This window comes from Streptomyces sp. NBC_00203, from assembly GCF_045206325.1.
GTDB lineage: Bacteria > Actinomycetota > Actinomycetes > Streptomycetales > Streptomycetaceae > Streptomyces > Streptomyces lutosisoli.
On record NZ_CP108126.1, the window covers coordinates 9,497,575 to 9,519,986 of the forward strand.

At 70.0% G+C, this 22,412-nt stretch carries 19 protein-coding genes and 2 tRNA genes; 11 read left to right on the forward strand and 10 right to left on the reverse strand.

The annotated features are described in order from the left end of the window. Nucleotides 1–21: 21 nt before the first annotated feature. A complete protein-coding gene (locus tag OG975_RS42075; RefSeq protein WP_406334884.1) occupies nt 22–546 on the reverse strand; it encodes a DUF309 domain-containing protein in 525 nt (174 codons plus the stop codon). A gap of 101 nt (nt 547–647) precedes the next feature. Between OG975_RS42075 and OG975_RS42080 the strand changes: the two genes are divergently transcribed. Continuing rightward, nucleotides 648–724: transfer RNA gene (locus tag OG975_RS42080), tRNA-Pro, on the forward strand. 65 nt (nt 725–789) lie between these two features. On the opposite strand, the gene OG975_RS42085 is transcribed toward OG975_RS42080, so the two are convergent. Continuing rightward, complete coding sequence (locus OG975_RS42085) at nt 790–1,317, reverse strand: NUDIX hydrolase family protein (protein WP_327435315.1); 528 nt, start codon at nt 1,315–1,317, stop codon at nt 790–792. 81 nt (nt 1,318–1,398) lie between these two features. After that, nucleotides 1,399–2,457, reverse strand: a complete 1,059-nt coding sequence (locus tag OG975_RS42090) for a DUF2235 domain-containing protein (RefSeq protein ID WP_406334885.1) — start codon at nt 2,455–2,457, stop codon at nt 1,399–1,401. Between the two features lie 153 nt (nt 2,458–2,610). Here OG975_RS42090 and OG975_RS42095 point away from each other — a divergent pair, with 153 nt between their 5' ends. From OG975_RS42095 to OG975_RS42125, 7 genes are all read left to right on the forward strand, one after another. Next, nucleotides 2,611–3,783 (forward strand): caspase domain-containing protein, encoded by a 1,173-nt coding sequence (locus OG975_RS42095; RefSeq protein ID WP_406334887.1) that lies wholly within the window; start codon nt 2,611–2,613, stop codon nt 3,781–3,783. Next, nucleotides 3,780–5,066, forward strand: coding sequence for a hypothetical protein (locus OG975_RS42100; RefSeq protein WP_406334888.1), 1,287 nt, complete (start codon nt 3,780–3,782; stop codon nt 5,064–5,066). The genes OG975_RS42095 and OG975_RS42100 overlap by 4 nt, the downstream gene beginning before the upstream one ends. A gap of 73 nt (nt 5,067–5,139) precedes the next feature. Next, entirely contained in the window at nt 5,140–6,180 is a 1,041-nt protein-coding gene (locus tag OG975_RS42105; RefSeq protein ID WP_406334889.1) for a ComEC/Rec2 family competence protein, read from the forward strand. 66 nt (nt 6,181–6,246) lie between these two features. Then, entirely contained in the window at nt 6,247–7,128 is an 882-nt protein-coding gene (locus OG975_RS42110) for a dioxygenase (protein ID WP_406334891.1), read from the forward strand. A gap of 5 nt (nt 7,129–7,133) precedes the next feature. Then, nucleotides 7,134–8,216 carry a maleylacetate reductase gene (locus OG975_RS42115; RefSeq protein ID WP_406334892.1) on the forward strand — a complete coding sequence of 361 codons (1,083 nt, stop codon included), beginning with the start codon at nt 7,134–7,136 and terminating at the stop codon, nt 8,214–8,216. A 159-nt stretch (nt 8,217–8,375) separates the two neighbouring features. Next, on the forward strand, nt 8,376–9,797 hold the full coding sequence (locus OG975_RS42120) for a hypothetical protein (RefSeq protein WP_406336706.1): 1,422 nt from the start codon (nt 8,376–8,378) through the stop codon (nt 9,795–9,797). 240 nt (nt 9,798–10,037) lie between these two features. Further along, nucleotides 10,038–10,805 carry an NPP1 family protein gene (locus OG975_RS42125; RefSeq protein ID WP_327433729.1) on the forward strand — a complete coding sequence of 256 codons (768 nt, stop codon included), beginning with the start codon at nt 10,038–10,040 and terminating at the stop codon, nt 10,803–10,805. Between the two features lie 73 nt (nt 10,806–10,878). Here OG975_RS42125 and OG975_RS42130 read toward each other — a convergent pair whose 3' ends face one another. Next, the gene (locus OG975_RS42130; RefSeq protein ID WP_406334893.1) at nt 10,879–11,766 is read right to left on the reverse strand and encodes an SDR family NAD(P)-dependent oxidoreductase; all 888 of its coding nucleotides are present in this window, start codon (nt 11,764–11,766) and stop codon (nt 10,879–10,881) included. Nucleotides 11,767–11,837: 71 nt separating this feature from the next. On the opposite strand from OG975_RS42130, the gene OG975_RS42135 reads away from it, so the two are divergent. Beyond that, complete coding sequence (locus OG975_RS42135) at nt 11,838–12,761, forward strand: LysR family transcriptional regulator (protein ID WP_406334895.1); 924 nt, start codon at nt 11,838–11,840, stop codon at nt 12,759–12,761. 130 nt (nt 12,762–12,891) lie between these two features. Further along, nucleotides 12,892–12,965, forward strand: a tRNA-Pro gene (locus tag OG975_RS42140). A gap of 52 nt (nt 12,966–13,017) precedes the next feature. On the opposite strand, the gene OG975_RS42145 is transcribed toward OG975_RS42140, so the two are convergent. The 6 genes from OG975_RS42145 to OG975_RS42170 form a co-directional block, all read right to left on the reverse strand. Then, entirely contained in the window at nt 13,018–14,871 is a 1,854-nt protein-coding gene (locus OG975_RS42145) for an RICIN domain-containing protein (RefSeq protein ID WP_406334897.1), read from the reverse strand. A gap of 82 nt (nt 14,872–14,953) precedes the next feature. Continuing rightward, on the reverse strand, nt 14,954–16,690 hold the full coding sequence (locus OG975_RS42150; RefSeq protein ID WP_406334898.1) for an amylo-alpha-1,6-glucosidase: 1,737 nt from the start codon (nt 16,688–16,690) through the stop codon (nt 14,954–14,956). Nucleotides 16,691–16,744: 54 nt separating this feature from the next. Next, complete coding sequence (locus tag OG975_RS42155; RefSeq protein ID WP_406334899.1) at nt 16,745–17,566, reverse strand: carbohydrate ABC transporter permease; 822 nt, start codon at nt 17,564–17,566, stop codon at nt 16,745–16,747. Then, nucleotides 17,563–18,531: a carbohydrate ABC transporter permease gene (locus tag OG975_RS42160; protein ID WP_406334900.1), complete on the reverse strand. Its 969-nt coding sequence runs from the start codon at nt 18,529–18,531 to the stop codon at nt 17,563–17,565. The genes OG975_RS42155 and OG975_RS42160 overlap by 4 nt, the downstream gene beginning before the upstream one ends. Before the next feature lie 20 nt (nt 18,532–18,551). Beyond that, the gene (locus tag OG975_RS42165; protein WP_406334901.1) at nt 18,552–19,799 is read right to left on the reverse strand and encodes an extracellular solute-binding protein; all 1,248 of its coding nucleotides are present in this window, start codon (nt 19,797–19,799) and stop codon (nt 18,552–18,554) included. A gap of 184 nt (nt 19,800–19,983) precedes the next feature. Further along, complete coding sequence (locus OG975_RS42170; RefSeq protein ID WP_406334902.1) at nt 19,984–21,021, reverse strand: LacI family DNA-binding transcriptional regulator; 1,038 nt, start codon at nt 21,019–21,021, stop codon at nt 19,984–19,986. Nucleotides 21,022–21,500: 479 nt separating this feature from the next. Here OG975_RS42170 and OG975_RS42175 point away from each other — a divergent pair, with 479 nt between their 5' ends. After that, nucleotides 21,501–22,340: an alpha/beta fold hydrolase gene (locus tag OG975_RS42175; protein WP_406334904.1), complete on the forward strand. Its 840-nt coding sequence runs from the start codon at nt 21,501–21,503 to the stop codon at nt 22,338–22,340. Nucleotides 22,341–22,412: the final 72 nt, after the last annotated feature.

Below are 22,412 nucleotides of genomic sequence, written 5' to 3' on the forward strand. Positions count from 1 at the left end.
ACCCGGCACGGGGATTCCTGGTCAGACGCCCTGCCCGCGCAGCCGCGGCGCCCACTCCCGCGCGCTGACCGCCGTGCCGTCCCGCTCCACGACCCCCGCCAACTCCCGTGCCCAGGCGCCCAGTTCCGCGAGATCCAGCCCATAGGGCCGCTCCCGTCCATCACCCGACGCCCACTCCTCGACCGCCCCGGCACCGCGCCGCAGCAGCCGGGCGCCGCCCGTCGTGTTCCCGCGGGCCGCGTGTGTGAGCCCCACCGCGAGCTGGGCCAGCCCCTTCCAGAGGGCCCGCTCGTCCTCGGGACCGGTCTTCCAGGCGTCCTCGAAGACCTCGTGCGCGTGGAATGGTTTCCCCGCCTCCAGCAGCGCCTGCGCCTCGGTGACCGTCTCCTCGGGGCCGCGTACGACGCCTTCCGGCTGCCGTTCCACCCCGTCCGCTCCGTACGGCAGGGGGCGCCCCAGCCCATCGCGCGGCCGGGCGTTCCGCGCCCGCCCCTGCGTGTCCCGATCGCGTCCGTCGCCCTGCCGCGCCTCAGATGTCCCGCTCATACGCCGATTGTCGCGCGCCCCGCGCCCCCTTCGGAGCAGCCCCCGACGTGGGGTAAAGTTCTGTTCGCACGATCACGCGGGGCACCGCGGGTGAAACGCATCGGGACGTGGCGCAGCTTGGTAGCGCACTTGACTGGGGGTCAAGGGGTCGCAGGTTCAAATCCTGTCGTCCCGACCAGCTTTTGAGCAGGTCGGAGGCCGTTTTCTCAGCGATGAGAAGACGGCCTTTCCGTATGCCCCCGTTCAGGACAGGCAGCCCACATACGCCAGGGCCTGCCTCAGCAGCACGCCCTGCCCGCCGGGCATCTCGTCGATGACCATCGGTGACGAGGCCTCCTCGGGGCTGAACCAGACCAGGTCGAGCGCGTCCTGCCGGGGGCGGCAGTCGCCGGTCACCGGGACGATGTAGGCGAGGGACACGGCGTGCTGGCGGGGGTCGTGGAAGGGCGTGACGCCCAGCGTCGGGAAGTACTCGGCGACGGTGAAGGGCTGCAGGGAGGCCGGGACCCGCGGCAGTGCCACCGGGCCGAGATCCTTCTCCAAGTGGCGCAGGAGGGCGTCCCGGACCCGCTCGTGGTGCAGCACCCGGCCGGAGACGAGGGTGCGGCTGACCGTCCCGTCCGGCCCGATGCGCAGCAGGAGTCCGATGTGGGTGACTTCGCCGTTGTCGTCGACGCGTACGGGGACCGCTTCGACGTACAGGATCGGCATGCGTTCGCGGGCCATTTCCAGCTCGTCGGGAGACAGCCAGCCGGGCGTGGTTTCGGTCATGTCAGACATTGGTTGATCATACTTTCCGTGTCTCCTGCCGTGCGCGTGCCGCTCCAGGTCAACCGTTCCCCACGGGAGCGGTCACCGAACACCATTTGCTTTGAGCCAGTCGCTGTCCGACCACTCCACTGTCTTCGGGATCCGGTCCGCGTAGTCCGGGTCCTTCTCGATGCGGGCACGGACACTCGCGTGCACGTGTGAGCCCTGCGGCGGTCTGCGGCGCCGGTAGGTGAGCAGGGACCAGATCCAGCCCATCCGGTGCACCTTCCCCAGGGCGTCGTCGGGTACGAGGGTGACCTCGCGCGCGTAGGCCCCGGGCTTCAGCAGCAGGTGCTCGTCGAGAGCGGCGTCCACGACCCACTTGAGGGTGATGGTGGGGAGCCGGGGATCGTCCTCGAAGGTCCCGCCGACGTCGGAGTGCACCCCGGCGAACCACACCTGCTCGACCGAGCCGGGCGCGGGGTGCTTCTTGTCGGGTGTGACCAGGTACTCGCGGTAGGGCCTGCGCTTCTCGTCGAGGGACACGGCGTGGCGGACGCGGCGGACGTTCGGGAGCTGACGGGTGTACGGCCACCGAAGGTTCCAGCGCAGCACGCCGGCCGCCTTCACGGAGTCCCAGATCCCCAGGTAGGCGACGGAGATGCCGACGCGCCCCTCGACCGCGTTGCTGAAGGCGCCCGCGAAATGGTGGAGTTGGTCCCAGTCCTGCCGGGTCCAGTCCTTGTTCTTGGCGTAGACGGACACGGCGTACGGGACGAGGTTCTCCATACCGGGCCGCATCAGGCCGACCGCCTTGAGCATCCCCACGAGTGCGCGGGCCGTGTACGCGCCGCGGCTGAAACCGAAGACGTAGATCTGGTCGCCGGGCTCGTAATGCCCCATCAGATACGTGTACGCCTCGGCGAGGTTCTCCTTCATGCCGGAGCCGACGGCGAGGCCGAGGAGCTTCGACAGGCGCCGGGCGACGGGTGTCCAGGCGCCCGCGGCGGAGAAGGTGCCGACGCCGGGGTCGTAGTAGGCGATCTGCCGGGCGGGATCGGAGAGGTCCAGCATTTCGTAGAGCCGGACGACGTTGGTGTTCCCTTTCGCCTTCAACTGATTGCCCGTGCCGTCCAGACAGACGACGAGATTCTTGGCCATGCCGGGCCTCACGTTCACTGACAGACCAGGACGTTGATGGGTCGGGACATACCAGGACATACAGGGCTTACAGAAATATAATAAGGGAAATGCTGCCCGTGGGCGTCTCCGGCCTTCCGGGCAGCCCCGGCGCAGTCGGGTTCCGGAGGATCCATGGCCGGTTCCATAGTTCACCTCGAAGAGGACACCGGCCTTCCGCGTACCCACGCGCTGGTCATCGGTGTCGGAAAGTACCCGCATCTCGCCGGTGGCGAGGCGCCGGTGGCGGACTCCGACGGGATGCGGCAGCTCAGCTCGCCCCCCGTCTCCGCCCGAGCCCTGGCGACCTGGCTGTTGGCCGAGTACAACGATCCGCAGCGACCGCTCGGCAGCGTGGCCCTGCTGCTGAGCGAGGAGCAGCAGGCCCCGTTCAAGGACCCCCGCACCCAGACCGCCCACGACGTCGACGTCGCCACCATCGACAACATCCTCGCCGCGATCACGGAGTGGTACGACCGCGGTGACAGCAACGTCGACAACCGGCTCGTCTTCTACTTCTGCGGACACGGCGTCTCGCAGGGCGACGACATGGCGCTCCTCGCCGCCGACATCTTCGCCGACGAGCACAACCCCCTCAACGGAGCACTGGACTTCGGGGGGCTGATGAACGGTCTCAAGCGGTGCAAGGCCAGCCAACAGGTGTTCTTCGTCGACGCCTGCCGGTCCAACTCCGATGTCCTGATCGGGAGTTCGGGCACCCGGTTCGCCGGGCGGACACCGCTCGGGGCCGGTGCGCGCCCCCTCGATCTCCCCAGGCGGTTCCACATTCCGTACTACGCCACCCTGGCCGGGGACCGTTCGCACGCGCGGCCCGGACAGGTGAGCGTGTTCACCGAGGCCCTGCTCAAGAGCCTCGCCGGGGCGGCGAGCGACGATCCCGAGGGCGACTGGCGGGTCAACACCTCCCATCTCCTCGAAGCCATCGACCACTTCATGCACCAGCCGCAGTTCGCCGGAGCGGTCGCGGGCGTCCAGGTCCCCTCGGTCGGTGAACTGCCCGTGTTCATCCTCCACGAGCTGCCCGGGCCACCGGTCGTCCCCGTATACGTCAGCTGCGAGTGCGCGCAGGAGAACGCCGACGCCGAATTCGTCTGCCGCGAGGACGGCCACGAGTGCCTGCGGCGGGCACCCGGTGACGTGAACGAGGCCGACCCGCAGAGCGAGTGGGCCATCGAACTCCGCTTCGGCAACTACGACTTCGAGGCGCGACTCGGCGAGAGGGACGTGCGGACCAAGTCCATCACCGTACGCCCGGTCTTCCGGCGTGTGCATCTGGTGAAGCCATGAGCGCCGCCGTCCTGCGCGTGCGGGTCGCGCTGAGCCTCGACGAAACCGATGTCTCCGACGGGGCCAAGGTCGTCGGCAACATCTACCCGGCCGGCGGCACCGGCGTCGCGCACCGCAACGTCCTGTTCCCCTGCGGGGCTTCGGTCACACCGGCACGCTTCGAGGTCGATCCCGGCCCCTACCTCGTGACCGCCACGCTGCCCTCCGGTGCCGTGCTCTCCAAGGACGTCGAGGCACGGGAAGGCACGGACACGAACGTGACGCTCTGTGCGGCGCGCTCGCCCTATGAGTCGCACTCCTGGCAGTACCTCATGGGCAACATCGAGTCGTACGGGGCCTACCACGACGGCGAGGCGATTCCGGTGCCCCGCTCCCAGGGCTCGCGTTCCGGGGTCTGGGAGTGGAACTCGGTCGTCGAACCCGGCCACGCGGCCTGGGTCGGCGACCCGAAGGCGTCGAGCTGGCAGTTCGCGTCCATGCTCAAACTGGCCGAGGAGCCTCCGGCGCGACCGGTCGTCTTCGAGATCGCCCACTCCGCGCCGCACTCCATCCCCAGCCTCGATCTGGGCGACGCGGCGGCGCGGCTCTACCGCTTCGGCCCGAACGGCCCGGTCGACGAGCACGGCGAGCCCACGCTGGACGGACCCACCGGCCCCCGGCAGTTCCTGGTCGTCTCGCTGGCCGGCAGCGACTACGTCGTCACCCTCCCGGCGCCGTGGGGCACCGCGCAGATCGAGGCCCTCGTCAACGAACGCCAGAGCCCCACCGGCAGCGCCGTCTCGGTGACCGTGCACGACAGCCGGGTGGGACCCGCCCTGGGCTACATGGTCCGGGGCGCCTTCGTCTCGGCGGCGACGCTCGTCAAGGACGCGGAGACCATGCTCTACGGCAAGATGACGAACCCGCTCGCGGCGGTGGCCGGTGCGTACGTCCTGGTCGGCAGCGAGCTGACCGACCGGCCGCACCGCTGGGACCCGTGGCTGTCCCGGCTGCGGCACGAGTTCGACTGGATGAGCGACGGATCCCTGCTGTGGGCGATGCGCCATCTGCGCCGGGCGCACAGCGAGGCGGAGCGGGAGGCGGCGCGCGACGCGCTCCTCGAGGCCTTCGACCGCGGTGTACCGGTCTTCACCCTGGGCCTGAGCCGCCTCATCCACGGCCTCTCCGAGTTCCCCGACGACCCGGAGTGCGCCGCCCGGCTCGACCAGGCCCGCCGGCTGTCGTGGCGCGTCGACATGCGCGAGCCGTTCGTGATCGTCACTCTGCACGGGAGGACGCAATGACCTCTCGGCACGGGGGACGCGCTGACCGCTCCGCACGGGAGGACGCGATGACCGGTGTGTTCGGGAGGCCGCGATGATCAGGTTCACCATGATGCCGGGCGAGGACGGCGACTGCCTGCTCCTGGAGTACGGCGACGACACCTTCGTACGCCGGATCCTTGTCGACGGCGGCCGTTCGGGCACGTACCCGCTCATCAAGCCGACGCTCGCCGGGCTCGACGGCCTGGTCGACCTCCTCGTCGTCACCCATGTCGACCAGGACCACATCCTCGGGGTGCTGGCCCTGATGGACGACCCCGACAGGTCGGTGGAGTTCGCGGACGTGTGGTTCAACGGCTTCGACCAACTCCTCGACAGCGAGGGGTTCGGCGCCGTGGACGGCGAGAAGCTCACCAGCGCCCTGCTGGCCCAGAAGGTGCCGTGGAACGACGCGTTCGGCGGGCGCAGCGTCGAAGTCGGGCGGGAGCTCGCCTGGTTCGACGACGGTTCCACGATGGACGTGCTCTCGCCCGACCGCGGGCAACTGGAGCGGCTGGCCCCGGTCTGGAGCGCGGAATGCGCCAAGAACGGGCTGATCCCGGGCCGCGATCCCGACGAACTCCCGCCGGTGGAGGGCTTCGAGCACTTCGGCGCCCCCAACGTGGAGCAGCTCGCCGCGTCACCCTTCAAGCCGGACACCTCGAAGACGAACCTCACCAGCATCGGCCTGCTCTTCGAGTTCGAGGACAAGCGCATCGTGCTCACCGGCGACGCGGACGACCGCAGGCTGGTGGCGTCGATACGGCCGCTGGCCGAGGCGGCGGGCGGCCGGCTCCACCTCGATGTCCTCAAGGTCGCCCACCACGGCAGCGACCACAACCTCTCGAACGAGCTGCTCGGCCTGATCGACTGCGACCGCTATCTGATCTCCACGAGCGGCGCACGGCACGGCCACCCCAACGAGATCGCCGTCGCCCGCATCCTCCAGCACGGCGGCGACGAGAAGGAGATCGTCTTCAACTACCGCGACCGCGCGGCGATGTGGGACGTCGCCGCCCTCAAGAACCGCTTCGGCTACACCGTGACGGCGCCCGAGCGGGACGCGGACGACGGGTTCGTCAGCTTCGAACTATGAGTTCCGGCAGCCTCGTAGCCCGAGGCGCATGCCTGGCAGGATGATCTGTGGGACCAGGGGAGAGGCATGACCACGGAATTCACGACGGACATCACCGGCGCTGTCGTCGACAGCCTCAAGGGCACGGCCGATCCGCGGCTGCGCGAGCTGCTCGGCGCGCTCACCCGCCACCTCCACGACTTCGTCCGCGAGACGGAGCCGACGACGGAGGAATGGGAGCGCGCCATCGGCTTCCTGACGGCGACCGGGCAGAAGTGCACCGACACCCGGCAGGAGTTCATCCTCCTGTCGGACGTGCTCGGCGTCTCGATGCTCGTCGAGACCCTCAATGGCCACCGCGATCCGGCTGCCACCGAATCGACCGTCCTCGGCCCCTTCCACATGACCGAGTCACCGGTACGCGCACTCGGCACCGACATCGACCTGGTGGGCAGCGGCGAGCCGTGCGTGGTCAGCGGCCGGGTGATGTCCCGCGACGGCACTCCGCTGCCCGGCGCCGTCCTCGACGTCTGGCAGGCCGACGCCGAGGGCTACTACGACGTGCAGCGGCCGGACGTCCAGCCACCCGGCAACGGACGCGGGCTCTTCACGGCGGACACCGAGGGCCGCTTCTGGTTCCGCACCTGCGTGCCGAGCCCGTACCCGATCCCCACGGACGGCCCGGTCGGCGACCTGCTCCGGGCCACCGGCCGCCACCCGTACCGCCCCGCGCACATCCACTTCATCGCCACGGCCGACGGACACACCCCCGTCACCACGCACATCTTCGTGGCGGGCAGCGACTACCTCGGCTCCGACGCGGTGTTCGCCGTCAAGAAGAGCCTGGTCCACGACTTCGCCGAGACCGACGACCCTTCCCTGGCACGGGAGTTCGGCATCCCCAACCCCTTCCGGCACGCACGCTTCGACCTCGTACTGGAGCCGGAATCACTGGAATGGCTGGAGTGACCGGGATGAGCACCCCCCTCGACTTCTCGTACGAGACCCGGCCCGCGCGGGTCGTCTTCCGTCCCGGCGCCTCGGTGTCCGCGACGCCGGGCGAGGCCGCGCGCCTCGGTCTGCGCAGGGTGCTGGTGGTGTGCGGCAGCCGGGGCGAGGCCACCGCGCGGGCGGTCGCGGACGCGCTCGGCGACGTCTGCGCGGGGCTGCACGCCGAGGCCCGTATGCATGTGCCCGTGGAGGTCGCCGACCGGGCCGTCGAGGTGGCGCGCGAGATCGGCGCCGACGGCTGCGTCGCGGTCGGCGGCGGCTCCGCGATCGGCCTCGGCAAGGCGATCGCCCTGCGCACCCGCCTGCCGCTGATCGCCGTACCGTCCACCTACTCCGGCTCCGAGATGACCCCTGTCTGGGGCCTCACCGAGCACGGCGCCAAGCGCACCGGACGCGACGCCGCCGTCCAGCCCCGCAGTGTCGTCTACGACCCCGAGCTCACCCTCACGCTCCCGGTCCCGCTCTCCGTGACCAGCGGCATCAACGCGCTCGCGCACGCGGCCGAGGCCCTCTACGCGCCCGACGCCTCGCCGCTCGTCTCCCTGATGGCCGAGGAAGGCGTACGGGCGATGGCCGGGGCCCTTCCCCAGGTGGCCGCCGCGCCCGACGACCTCGACGCCCGCAGCCGTGCCCTGTACGCCGCGTGGCTGTGCGGTGCCTGCCTCGGTGCCACCACCATGGGCCTGCACCACAAGCTCTGCCATGTACTCGGCGGCACCTTCGGTTTGCCGCACGCCGAGACCCACACCGTGGTCCTCCCGTACGCCCTCGCCTACAACGCGTCCGCCGCACCCGGGGCGATCACCGCCCTGTCCCGCGCCCTGGAGACCGACGACGTCCCGCACGCCCTGCGGGCGCTGGCCCTGGGCCTCGGCGCTCCCCGTTCCCTCGCCGAACTCGGCCTGAAAGAGGCCGACTTGACGGTCGCGGCCGCCCAGGCCGCCACCGAGGCGTATCCCAACCCCCGCGAGGTCACCGCGAACGGGGTGCTCGGCCTGCTGACAGCCGCGTACGAGGGCTGGGAACCCCGGAGCGACACCGTGTAGGCGTGGCGTACATCACCCGGGAAGAGTGCGGAAACGCGAAGCGGAACTTCACAGGTTCATGACACGCTCGCCACTGGTTACCCGCTGGTAATCCATAGCCACCCCCCACCCCCCTCAGGACTGATCTTGCGTATCCGCAAGCGGCCCTTGCGCGCCGTCATGCCCGCGCTCGCCGCAACCGCCCTTTTCCTCGCCGCCGGTTGCTCCGCAGACCCCGGAACACACTCCTCCTCCGGCGCCGAACGCGCCCGGAACGCCGACGCCTCCGCCGCCGCGACCGCGGACGCCGGTCGGCCGCTCGCCGTCGCCGCCGCCCCCGAGGCGGCAGCCACCTCGACCGCCGTCGCGCGGCCGGGCGCGGCGGGCGGCAAGGCCCGTAAGACCGCGCTGAAGGTCTCGTCGTACGACAGCCACACCCGACGGGCCGTCATATCGCCTGTCAGTAAGGGGACTTCATCCCAGTCCCATCCCCCATCCCAGTCCCCGTCCCCGTCCGCCGCCAGTACGGCGAAGCCGCACGGCACCGCCGTCGGCGACGTCATCGCCAGCGCCCCCGCGCCCGGCGCCCCGGACGGACTCCTCGCCAAGGTCACCAAGGTGATCGGCGAGAGCGGTGACGGCACCGAGGTCCAGACCGCGCCGACGACCCTGGACACGCTCCTCGGTGACGACGACGCGAAGGGCTCCGTCCCCGTCGACCCCTCGTCCTTCGACGTGGAGCGGCTGCTGCCCGATGTGAAGGTCTCCTGGGCGAAGACGGGAGACATCCACTCCGGACCCGAGGGCACGAAGGTCCCGCTCGGCAGCCTGCGGATCGATGTCGGCGCAAAGGTCGGCACGGCCGAGGGGGCACCCGCCTCGGCGACGGCGTCCGTGTCCGGCTTCGTACAGGTCGCACCCGAGGTCGACTTCTCCTACGGCGGTGACGCGGCCGGCTCCGGACCGGGGGCCGCCTACCTCGGTGTCTCCGGCGACTGGACCTCGCAGTGGGCGGTCAAGGGCCGCGCCGCCGCCTCCGCCCAGCCGGTGCGGCTGCCGTTCGCGAAGCTGCACGCCGACCCCGTACTCCAGGTCGGCCCGATTCCCGTCGTGGTGAACCTCGATCTGACCTGCTACTTCCAGATCAGCGCCGACGGAAGCGTCACCGTCGACATCGAGCAGGACCTCAAGGGCGACTTCAAGGCCGGCGGCACCTTCGGCCAGGCCAAGGGCTGGTCGCCGGTCAACGAGTCGCACATGTCGAGCACACCGGTCCGCACCTCGGTCACCACGGCCGGGAGCGTGAAGGCGTCCCTCGGTGCGGAGGCCACCGTCGGTCTGTACGGCACGGTCGGTGTCACCGCCGACCTGGCCCCGTATCTGCGGGGTGAGGCCGCGGGCTCGGTCGACGCCACGTCCGCGACCGGCTCCACGGCGAAGACCGGTGTCGACGCGACAGGTACCTGGGCCGTCTACGGCGGCGTCGATCTGACCGGCACCCTGCGCATCCAGCTGTCCATCTTCGGCACACCCGTCCTCGAACGCGGCATTCCCCTGGGCACATTGCACCGGGAGTGGAAGCTGGCAGACGGCAAGGTCTAGCCGTACGAGCAGGCCCTTCCGTGTCCGGTGGCAACCAGGCCACCGGACACGGGAGTTGAGCCACGAGCCACCGCCTGGGCCCCCAACGGGCGGTGCCGCTCTCCTCATTGGTTGATCCTTCATCACTCGGACACCTCCAGACACTGGCGTTTTCCACACCGCCCCGGAAAGCTGAGCTGGGCATGCCAACGCGACCCTGGTCTGCCCCGCCCCCACACCGCGGTCGATCAGGAGGACGCAGTGAAGAAAAGCTCGCGGATCCGCAAGGTCTCGCTCATCCTCGGCAGCGCCGTCGCGCTGGTCGTCGCCTTCCCCGGCAGCGCCCTCGCCGACCCGCCGAAGGCCTTGCCCGCGAACGCGGACGGCCTGGAGCAGACGTTCCAGCCGGCCTACGACTACGACACGGACGGCTGCTACCCGACCCCCGCCATCGGCCCCGACGGCACCATCAACGGCGGCCTCAAGCCGTCCGGGGCCCTCAACGGCCAGTGCCACGACTCCTGGGACCTCGACAACACCAACGGCTACTCGCGCGAGAAGTGCAACAACGGCTGGTGCGCCATCATGTACGGCCTGTACTTCGAGAAGGACCAGGCCGTGGCCGGCAGCGGCCTCGGCGGACACCGCAACGACTGGGAACACGTCGTGGTGTGGGTGCAGGACAACGAGGCCAAGTACGTGTCCACTTCGGCCCACGGCAACTTCAACATCTACGGCCGTGACCAGATCCGCTGGGACGGCACACACCCCAAGGTCGTCTACCACAAGGACGGCATCAGCACGCACTGCTTCCGCCCGGCCAACTCCAACGACGAACCGCCGGAGAACCACTACCACACCTGGCAGTTCCCCAGCCTGGTCGGCTGGAACGGCTACCCCGCGGGTCTGCGCGACAAGCTGAGCGCCTACGACTTCGGCAGTGCCGTCTTCGGACTCAAGGACGGCAACTTCAACTACCACCTGGAGAAGGCCAAGCCGGCCGGAATCGCGTTCGACCCCAACGCCTGACCGGCGGGTACGGGGTGGGTGGCGCGTGCGTCGCCGCCCACCCCGATCGACCGCCACTCCTGACTACTCGGCATTACTCGGCGAGGAGTCGTTCCTGGTGGCCGGGCGGCCTTCCCTCCTGCCAGGGCACGACCTCACCGAAGCGCACGAGTTCCCCGTACGCCGCCGCGTCGGCCTTCTCGGAGAGCAGCAGGTCGAGTACGGCCACCGCGGCCCGCGCCGGGGTCTGCGCCTGGCTGAAGTCGGGGAACCACGGCCGGGACAGCGGTGTGTCCACGAGCCCGGGGCAGACCGCCGCGACCAGGGTGTTCCGGTCCAGGTCGGTGGCCCGGCGCTCGGCCGCGACCGCCCGCACCGCGGCGACCTGGGCCACCTTGGACGGCACGTTGATCCAGTGGGGCCAGCCGAGCTCCTCCGAGGTGCCGGCCCGGATGGCCGCGCGCCAGGACTCGACCGCCGCCTCGACCTCGTCGAGCGAGGTGCCGTCGAACAGGTGGTGGAAACGAGGGTCCAGGTGACCGAGCGTGCCCAGGGAGCTGGCCACGACGATCAGCCGTCCACCGGGACGCAGCACCGGGCCGAACGAGCGCAGCACCGCGTGCGCGCCTCCGTTGGCGACGTCGATGAACTCGTCCGCCTGCTCGGCCTGCGACCGGTCCGGGGTGAGCAGGGCGCTCGCGTTGGAGACCACGATGTCCACCCCGCCGTACCGTGTGCGGAGTTCGGTGGCGAGCCGGTCCACGGCCCGCGCGTCGGTGACGTCGAGCACCCGGCCCTCCACCCGGCTCCTGGTGCCGGGGGCCTTGGCGACGAGCGAGACGGCATCCGTGACGCGCTGGGCGTCGCGCCCGGTGAGCAGGACCAGGTCGGCGGGCTCCATCCGGGCGGCGAGCCCCTCGACGAGAGCGAATCCCAGCCCCTGGTTGGCGCCGGTGACGAGAGCGATACGTGCAACTGTCATGCCCACCACGCTAGGAACACCTGTGCCATGCGTCCAACGAAAGTTGCTCACGTCTGGTATGCGTAAACGTCATGGACTTCACGGATGTCTCTCTCGTCGCGCTCCGCGTCTTCCGCGAGGTGGCCGAGCGGTCCACGCTCACCTCGGCGGCCGCGGCGCTCGGCTACACCCAGTCCGCGGTGTCCCGGCAGATCGCCTCGCTCGAACGGGCGGCAGGGGCACCGCTGTTGGAACGGCGCCGGGACGGGGTACGGCTGACCGCCGCCGGGCACATCGTGCTGCGCCGGGCCGTGACAGTGCTCGACCAGATCGACGCGACGGCGCGCGAACTCGCCGGGCTGCCCGCCGAGGCCGGGACCGTGCGCCTGGGCTGGTTCGCCAGCGCGGGCTCCGTGCTGCTGCCCCGGGCCATCGCCGCGCTGCGCCGCAGCCACCCCGCGATCACGGTGAGCACCCGGGAGGGCAGCACCCCCGCCCTGGTCCGCGCGCTGCGGGCCGGCACCCTGGACCTGGCGCTGCTCGCCTCAATGCCGCCGTTCCGCCCGTTCGACACGGAGTCGCCACCGCTCACCGTGCGGACGCTCAGCGAACGCAGCCTCCGTCTCGCGGTGCCCGCCACGCATCCGCTCGCCGCCGGCGACTCCGTCGACATCGCCGACCTGCGCGGACAGCGCTGGATCGCCGGTTCCTCCTCGGGCGACGAGAAGCTGATGGGTGTCTGGCCCGGCCTGGACGAGCGCCCCGTGATCGCGCACACCGCCCGTGACTGGCTGGCCAAGCTGCACCTCGTCGCCGCGGGCTGCGGCCTGACCACCGTTCCCGCCTCGCTCGCCCCCGCCGCACCCCCCGGCGTACGGATCCTGTCCGTGCACGGCGGCCCCGAGGAGCGGCGCCGCCTGGTCCTGGCCCGCCTCCCGCGCCCCCTGCCGGAACCGGCCGCCCGCCTGGCCGACGCGCTCCGCACCGCGGCCGCCGAATTGAACACGCCGACCTGACGATGTCCCCGCACACCAGGGACGGATGTCCCCGCACACCAGGGACGATGACCGCCCGTGCACGGCCATCCACGCATGTGCGGTAGGGTTTAGCTGCACGATCACGCGGGTGACCGCGAGTGAGACGCATCGGGACGTGGCGCAGCTTGGTAGCGCACTTGACTGGGGGTCAAGGGGTCGCAGGTTCAAATCCTGTCGTCCCGACGGTGCGAAGGGCCCCGCAGGCGAAAGCCTGCGGGGCCCTTTCCGTTGTCCGTCAGGCCTTGCCGAGCAGGCGCCAGATCTGGTTCTTCTTGGTGCCGAGCACGCTCGCCGCATCGCAAGTCCATTGGTGGACCTTCGCGCCGGCCGTGGTCGAGACGTCGCTGACGTCGACGCACTTGCCGCTGTGGACCGCGGTCAGCTGGTAGTCATGGCTGTTGCCGAGCGCGGTGACAGGGGTGAGGGTGAACTGCTGGTTGGTGGCGCCGTTGCAGGTGTACTGGATGACGGCGGCGCCGTCGGCGGTGGACGCGCCCGAGACATCCAGGCACTTGCCGCTGAGCTCGTCGACCACGGTGTACGTGTTGGTCTTGCCGCTCACCGGCTTGAGGTCGAGCATCTGCTGGTAGCCGCCCTCGCAGTAGTACTGCTGATACTGCGTGCCGTTGGCGGTACTGACGTTGGTGTCGTCCAGGCACTGGCCGCTGTTCTGGCTCACGGCCACCGTGGAGACCGTGGTGTTGGACGGGGGCAGCAGGGTGACGGTGTAGCCGTCCTTCGCGCTCGTCCAGGGAAGGCTCACCGAGGCGGCGTTGCCGCTCACCGTCAACGTGGTGTCGGAGACGGTCTCCGGGCCGGTGACAGCACCTCCGCTGTTGTAGGGGATGCGCTGCACGACGGCCCGGACCTGGCCACTCTCCACCACCGAGGTGGTGTTCAGGCCGGTGAGGTTGACGGTGACGGTCCCGGTGTTGCCACTGCTGCCCAGCAGCACCTTGGCATTGCCCGCGGAATTGTCCTTGGTGGCCAGGCCGTCGGTTCCCGTGCCCGGGGTGAGCTTGACGATGTTGCCGGTCTGGGAACCGTAGTAGCGGTACATGAACCACTCGCCGAGCGGCAGGTACTGGCCCGCGCTGTTCTTGGTGAGCAGATTCGCCTCGTTGTCGTGCAGCGCGGTGCCCGAGGCCCAGTTGCCGCGCAGGCCGTCGGCGCCGGCCCGCTCCAGCCGGCCGATGAACCAGGCGCCGCCGCCCGGGGACTGCATGGACAGCGTGGCGTACTCGTTGATCTGGTAGGCCCGGGTGTTGGTCAGACCCGCGGCGGAGAGGGTGGAGTTGGCGCGGCCGACATCGGTGGCGGGGTCGCCGGGTTCGTCGTGCCAGCTGTAGATGTCGGGGGCGACGTTGTTCGCCTTGACGTAGGTCAGGTATGTCGTCCACCAGCTGTTGGAGGAGTTCGGCTGGCCGGCGATGCTGGGGCCGACGATGAGCTGGGAGGGGAAGGCGGTGCGCACTTTGGCGTAGAAGCGCGACCACATCTCCAGGTACTGCGTCTGCGAGGCGCCCCAGAAGCCGCTTCCGTCGGGCTCGTTCCACAGATCCCACTGGACGGTCATGTTGTTGGCCTTGACGTCGCTGATGAGCTGGGTGACGAAGGCGTCGAACTGCGTCCAGTCACCGTTGTCGCCGGGCCAGCCCTGGCTGGTGGTGCCGTCCGCGCCCCACAGGTCGTGCGGCAGCAGGACGAAGGTGCCGCCGAGGGCCGCGGTGCGCTGGTACTGGGCCAGGGTGGAGGCCCATCGGGTCTGGTAGTCGGCCAGGCTGGTGGCGTAGCCGCCGCTGTTGAGCTGGGCGCCTCCCGCCCGCATGAAGTGCCACTTGATGTCTTTGAAGAAGTGGTCCTGGGGCAGCGAGCCGTCCGGGGTCATCCCGTAGATCATGCCCGAGGCGTGGTAGGTCGGGGCGCCTCCGGCGGTGGAGAAGTCGACGGTGACGCTGGTGTCGGCTGCCTGCGAGGGAGTGGTCGGCAGCAGGGTCCCGGCCAGTGCGGCCAGCAGGACGGCGACGGCTGAGACCGCTCGGCGTCCGGGTCGGGTTCTGCGGCGGGGAAGTGGGTGTGGCGCGTGCATGTGCGGCTCCCGATGGGGTGGGGTGGGTCGGGTCCGTGCTCGTACGGGCCCGGGCTGTGGGGAACGCGGCCGGCCGGTTCGGTCAGTGGTCACCGCCGCGTACGTGCGCCTCGGCCAGCAGGAGGTAGCTGCTGGCGGTCCAGGTGTAGGCGCGGTCGCGCAGGCCCGTGCCGGTCAGGGCGTCGAAGTTCTCCGCGAAACCATGCGTTTCGCACAGGGCGCGGAAGCGGGCGCTGATGTCGTCCGCCAGCCGGTGGTGGCCGGCGCGGCGCAGGCCGTCCTCGATGAGGACGGTGGCCGGCGCCCAGATCGGGCCGCGCCAGTAGCCGTCGGCGAGGTAGTGCGGTGAGGTGGGCAGTTCGGTGGCGAGGCCGTACGGGGTCAGATGGGTCTCGATGCGGTCGGCCAGCACGCCGGCGACGTCCTCCGGCAGGTGCTCGCCCAGCGCGATGGGCATCAGGTCGAGCAGGCTGGAACTGCTCCAGGTGTTCTCGTCGCCGACGCCCCGGGCGACGAACCGGTCGCCGGTCCAGAGCCGGTCGAACAGGGTGGCCTGGGTCGTGTCGGCGGTGCGCGTCCATCGGAGGGCGTCGTCCGTACGTCCCAACTCGGCTGCCAGGTCGGCGAGTTCCCTCAGCTGGAGGATGAGGAAGGACGCCAGGTCGGCGGTGACGACCACTCGCGCGGGGTCGAAGGTGGTGGCGTTGTCCCAGCCGCTGTCGTTGCCGTGCTCGTAGTGGGGCAGGGCGGCGCCGGGCGCGCGTCGCGTGGTGAGCCAGAAGTCCGTCCAGCGCTCCAACCTGTCGTACGCCACGGCCAGTTCCGCCTGGCTGAGAGGCTCGGGCAGACACTCGCGCAGGCGGCGCAGGGCCCAGCCGTGGATGGGTGGCTTGACGAAGTTGTGGAGGACCTCGGAGTGGGTGACCGAGTCGGGCAGCGCCCCGCTCCCGTCCTGGTGGTCGAAGGGCAACGCGAACTGGTCCCAGGCCAGCTCCGGGCAACCGGGTGCCAGAGCAAGGGCGTTGAAGCAGTGGTCCCAGCTCCACACCTTGTCCATCCAGTGCTTGGACATCAGCACCGCGGGCCGGGTGACCAGGCCCGCCGGGCGTACGGTCGCGGACCACACCACATACGCGGCGAGTTCGGCGGCCGGAGTGGCGGACGAGCGCCAGGGCGCGACCGCGTCGACGAAGTCCGCGAAGGAGTTCCGCGCGGCCTCCGCGACCTTGCCGAACGCCGCGGACGAGGCATAGGGGCGACGTCCGGTCTCGTACTCCTCGACGGCGATCTCCCAGACTCCGCCGTCTTCGGCGGTGACCGTGACGCCGCGATCCCCGCTGCCCAGCGCCTGGGCGCCGGACACGTCGGACACGGTCCCGGACAGTACGGTGATCCTGTAACGGCGCCCGGTCTCGTACGAGGTGAACACATACCCGCCGCTGACGGGCTCGGGGAAGAAGTAGGTGCCGCTGAACGGTGTCAGAGCCTGTGCCGCGGCGGCCACGCGCAGGCCGATCCCGGTGCCGCGCAGGCGCACGGTGTCCGGCGACTCGTAGGCGAGGTCGATGCGTCCGCCCGGGTGGATCCAGCTGAGCAGGCCGGGGGTCGCCTCCACGCGGGCGGCGGCCCGGTCGCCGGTCGCGGTGTCCAGCGGGACCAGACGCAGCACGGCGTGCATGCCGTTCTGGTGGGAGACCAGATGGAGGTCCTCCGCGTATGTCTGCTCCGCCACCACGGGGGAGATGCCGAACCAGGATCCGTGCGTGCTGAACGGGATGTCGTGGACGGAGAAGGCCGGGCCGGGTGAGGCGGCGGTCATGAAGTGTGACTCGTTTCTTCAACTGGAGGCGTATTACAGGAGAGTGACGGAGTGTCAGTCCTTCACGGCTCCGGCGGTCACGCCGGCGGCGACGTAGCGCTGGGCGAGGACGAGGATGATCGCGGCCGGCAGCGAGGCCACGACGGCGGTGGCCATGATGGCGTTCCACTGCTGGTTGTTGTTGCCGATGTAGTGGTAGATGCCGAGGGTGATCGGCTCGTGGGCACCGCCGTTGACGAGCGTGCCGGCGAAGACGAAGTCGGACCAGGACCACAGGAACGCGAACAGGGACACCGTGACGACGGCGTTGCGGCTCATCGGCAGGACGATCGACCGGAAGGTACGCCACGGGCCGGCGCCGTCGGTCTTCGCGGCCTGGAGCAGTTCGCCGGGGATGCCGGACATGAACGCGGTGAAGATGAGCACGCCGAAGGGGACGGCGAGCGTGGAGTCGGCGACGATCAGGCCGGGCACGGACTGGAGCAGGCCGAGGCTCAGATAGATGGCGTAGAAGCCCATCGCCATGATGATTCCGGGGATCATCTGGGCGGCCAGGAGGACGAAGTTCAGGATGCCGCCGCCGCGTGGGCGCAGTTTGGCCAGCGCGTATCCGGCGGGTGCGGACAGGGCCACGGTCAGGGCGACGGTGCCGAGGCCGATGACGAGGCTGGTGCCGAGATACGGCAACTGCTGGTCCACGACGGCCCGATAGCCCTCCAGGGTGCCGTGGACCGGGAACAGGTCCGGCGGCGACTTGCGCATGTCCTGATCGCGGGTGAAGGACACGTTGAGCATCCAGTAGACCGGGAAGAGCATGATCGCGGTCAGCAGGACGCCGAGGACCGTCTTCCAGCCCGTACGGCTGTGCCGGTTCATGAGGACGCCTGCCTTCTCTGGGCCCGCACATAGACCAGGCCGAACATCAGGGCGGCGACGACGAGCAGGTTTCCGACGGCCGCGCCGGGGCCGAAGGCGGGGAGCAGGTTGCCGAAGCCGAGTTGGTAGGACCAGGTGGCGAAGGTGGTGGACGAGTCCGCGGGGCCGCCCTTGGTCATGATCCAGATGATGTCGAAGACCTTGAGCGTGTAGACCAGGCCCAGCAGCAGAGTGATCGCGGAGACCGGGCGCAGCAGCGGGAAGGTGATGCGCCAGAACCGCTGCCAGGCGTTCGCGCCGTCGAGGGCGGCGGCCTCGTACAGGCTCGCCGGGATCGACTGCAGACCGCTGTAGAGGACCACCAGGTTGAAGGGGACACCGATCCAGATGTTCGCGATGATCACCGATGCCAGCGACCAGGACGGTGAGGTCAGCCAGTTCACCGGGCCGATACCGACCGCGTGCAGGGCGGCGTTGACGACACCGGAGTCGCTGTTGAGCATCCACGACCAGGTGGAGGCCGACACGATCAGCGGCAGCAGCCAGGGCACCAGGAACAGGGCGCGCAAGGTCGCCGACAGCCGGAAGTGCTGGTTGAAGAAGACCGCGAGGGCCAGACCGATGGCGTACTGGAAGACCAGGCACACGGCCGTGAACACCACGGTGTGGAGCAGCGCCGGGGCGAACGTGGGGTCGTCGAAGACGGTCAGGTAGTTCTTGAGGCCCGTGAACGGCGCGTTGCCCTGGACGAAGGAGCGCACCGTGTAGTTCCGCAGGCTCAGGTCGATGTTGCGGTAGAGCGGATAGGCGTAGAAGAGGGCGAGATAGACGGTCACCGGGGCGAGGAACCCCCACGCGGCCCACTGCTGGGAGGTGGGACGGCGTCGCCGCCGGGGTGGCGGTGCCGCGTCGGCCGCGACGCTGTGGTGGCGTACGGCCGGACGGGCTTCAGTCGTCGGGCTCATCAACGGGCCTCGGGTACCGGTCATTTGACCGCGGACTGGGCCGCGCTGAGCGCGTCCTTCGGCGACTTGGAGCCGCTGAGGGCGGACTGCACCGCCTTCCACAACTGCTCCGAGATCTTGGGGTACTTGGTGCCCAGGTCGTCACTGGTGCGCCCCTTGGCGGCCTTGACCGCGCCGACCCACGGCTTCAACTGGGCGTTGGCCGCCACCTGCTTGTCCTGGACCTCGCCGGTGGGCGCGACGTAGGAGAGGGTGGTGTCGGTGTCGTACAGGTTCTTGGTGCTGGTGAGGCAGGTCGCCAGCTTCTGCGAGGTGGTGTAACGGCCGGTGGAGCCCTGGACCGGGAGGGTGACGAACTCGCCGCCCGTCGGGGCCGCGGCGTTGCCTCCCGAGGCGCCGGGGACGGGGATGACGCCGTAGTCGAAGCCCGCCTTGGCGGCGTTCGCGAGCTGCCAGGTGCCGTTCTCGCTGAACGCGTAGTCGCCGGTCGCGAACTCCTGCCAACTGGTCGTCTGGGTGTTGTTGAGCACGGAGTTCGGGGCGTAGCCCTTGGCCAGCCAGCCCTTCCACAGCGACAGCGCGGAGACGGCCTGGTCCGAGTCGAGAGCGGTGAGCTTCGCGCCCGAGCCCCAGAACCACGGCAGGAACTGGAAGCTGCCCTCCTCCGTCCCTATCGCGGAGAACGTGATGCCCTTCTTGCCGGCCTTCTTGACCTTCGCCAGTGCCGCGGTGAGCGACGTCCAGTCCTTGACCGAGGTGACGTCCACCCCGGCCGCCTTCAGCACCTTCTTGTTGTAGTAGAGGGCGAGCGTGTTGGCGCCGATCGGCGTGCCGTACGTCTTGCCGCCCGACTGGCCGGCCGCGAGCAGGTTGGGGTCCACGGCCGAGGTGTCCAGCTTGTTGTCGTCGGTCGTGGTGAGCACGCCGGCCTCGGCCAGGGTCGACACCACCGGGTTGTCGACGATGAGGAGGTCGGGGGAGTTGTCCTGCTGCGCCGCGAGCAGCGCCTTGTTCGGCAGGTCGCTGGTGTCGAAGGCGGTCCGCTTGATCTTCACGCCTGCCTGGGTGCCGCAGGAGTCCAGCAGCTTCGCCCAGGCCGAGCTCTTGTCGAACTGGGGATACGGGTCCCAGATCGTGTAAGTGCCCTTGTCCGAGGACGAGTTGGAGGTGCTGCCCGAGCCGGAGGAGCAGGCGGTCGCGGTGGTGGCGACGGCGACGACGGCCACGGCTGCGGCGGTGAGACGGCGGCGTCTTGAGGAGCTGTTCATGGCGGGTTCCTCTTGGTTCTGGGCACGGCTGTGCCGTAGGAGAGGCGATGGGGGTGATCCGGGCATGCCGAGGGCGCCGATGGGCGGTTCAGCGGCCGGTGTTGGGGAGGCGCCGGGGACGGGGTGTCCGTCTTCCGTGGTCGGGCGGTCGTTCCGGGGAGGAGCGGGAGGAAGGGGAGGGGCGTCAGACGGTCGTGTCGGCGGCGCGCGGAGCGACGCCGGCGGGCCCGGTGCTGGCCCGCAAGGAGATCGGTGGCGCGAGAAGGTGGTGCCGACCGGGCGCGTCGGGATGGTCGAGCCGCTCGACCAGCAGGTCGACGGCGCGGCGGCCCATCTCCTCGGCGGGTACGTCCGCCGCCGTGAGCTGCGGGGTCACCGTCTCCGCCCACCGGCTGGCCACCACGCCGGTCACGGAGAAGTCGCGTGGCACATGGCGGCCGGCCTGGGCCAGCCCTCGGTAGAGGCCGCCGAGCGCGGCCTCGTTCAGTGTGACCAGGGCCGTGGTGGCCGGATCGTCGTACAGGATCCGCTCCACACAGGCCTGGCCCGAAGAGGCGTCGTCCCCGCAGCAGTACGTCCGGACGGTCAGTCCGCGCTCGGCGGCGGCCTTGGTGAATCCGTCCAGACCCCGGTGGGCCGACTCGTACCCGGCCCGCAGCAGCTGCTCGGGCCGGTTGACGAAGGCGACCCGGCGATGGCCCAGGTCAGCGAGGTGATGGACGCACGCCTCCACCAGCGCGGTGTGGTCCAGGCCGACCCACCAGCCGTCCTCCGGATGCGCGGTGCGGCCGATGGCGACGGAGGGGAAGCCCAGCGAGGTGAGGTGGTCCACCCGGTCGTCCTCCAGCCGGATCTCCATCAGGATCGCGCCGTCGACCCGGCGTTCTCCCAGCAGCCGCTGGAACGAGCGGTCGCTGTCCACGCCGCTGGGTGAGAGCAGCACGTCGTAGTCGTAGGCCGCGGCTGCCTCCACGACGCTGCCGATGAAGTCGAGCTGCATGCCGGTGTAGTGGTTCCCGGCAGGCGGGAAGACGAGACCGATGGTGCTGGTCCGGCCGTTGGCCAGGGCACGCGCACTGGCGTTGGGCCGGTAGCCCAGTTCATCGATGACCTGCTGGATCTTCCGGCGGGTCTCTTCCGACACAGGGCGCTTGCCGCTCAGCGCATAGGACACGGTGCTCCGCGAGACACCGGCCCGCTGGGCGATCTCTCCGATGTTCACGGGGGCTCCTAGCTCGGACCGGTTCGATGAGCCCCGGGAGGGCGTCATCGCCGGTCGCAGGATACGGGGGACGGCGGGCGGGTGACGATGGCGACCCGTTGTCGAACCGGTTCGCGTGAAGGGAAGGTAGGAGCAACGCGAACGACGTGTCAACGCCTTGCGCAAGACTTTCCGTAATGACGTGGAAACCGGCAGGTAAGGCGGCCGTGCGGAGCCGGGGGATCTGGGCCGTGCGTATTGCTGGCCGGTTTCCCCGGTGCTAGCTTCGTCGAACCGGTTCGATGGGGTGGGTCGGTGTGCGGGCGTTGGCGCAACGTCGGCGCCCGCCACCCCGATGGGTGCCCGGACAGGCGGAGAGTTCAATGGGTGGGCGCGGCGCCGACGGCTTTTCGACTGCCGCCCGAGCCGACGCCGGCTCGATCACCGCCTTGATCCGGAACCACGACCGACCGGAAGCATGACCGAGAGGAACAACACCCGTGAGCGAGTGGCAGCTGACCCGGACATTCCGCAGCACCTCAGGAGACGTTCGCTGGGACAGCCTCGGACAACCCGGCCAGGATCCGGTCGTCCTCCTGCACGGCACACCGTTCTCTTCCTATGTGTGGCGCGCCGTCGCCCGCTCACTCGCCCGCCGTCACCAGGTGTTCGTGTGGGACATGCCCGGTTACGGAGCATCGGAGAAGTACGCCGGGCAGGACGTCTCGCTGGCCGCCCAGGGCAAGGTCTTCACCGAGCTCCTGGCCCATTGGGGCCTGGAGGAACCGCTGGTGGTCGCACATGACTTCGGCGGTGCCGTCTCCTTGCGGGCGCATCTGCTGCACGGCGCCCACTACCGCGCACTCGCTCTGGTCGACCCCGTCGCACTGGCGCCCTGGGGGTCTCCGTTCTTCCGGCTCGTCGGCGAGCACTCCGAGGTGTTCGAGCAGCTGCCACCCGCGCTGCACCGCGCCCTGGTACGCGAGTACATCAGCTCGGCCAGCAGTCCGGGCCTGCACCCGGCCGTGCTTGAGGGGCTCGTCCGGCCGTGGCTCGGCGACGTCGGCCAGGCGGCCTTCTACCGGCAGATCGCCCAGGCCGACCAGCTCTACACGGATGAGGTTCAGGACCGGTACGGCGAGATCGGCATCCCCGTGCTGGTGTGCTGGGGGCAGGACGACACCTGGATTCCCGCGGAGAAGGGAAGCGAGCTCGCCGCCCGCATCCCGGGCGCGCGACTTGAGCCAATCAGCGGCGCGGGCCACTTGGTCCAAGAGGACGCGCCCGCCGAGCTCACCGCCGTTCTCATCTCCTTCCTCAAGCAGTACAGCCGGTCCTGACGAGCCGGTGAACTCCCGGTCGGAGCCCGCCCGCGGTATGTGCGCCGAATCCTTGACCGCCGCCCGCCCCTC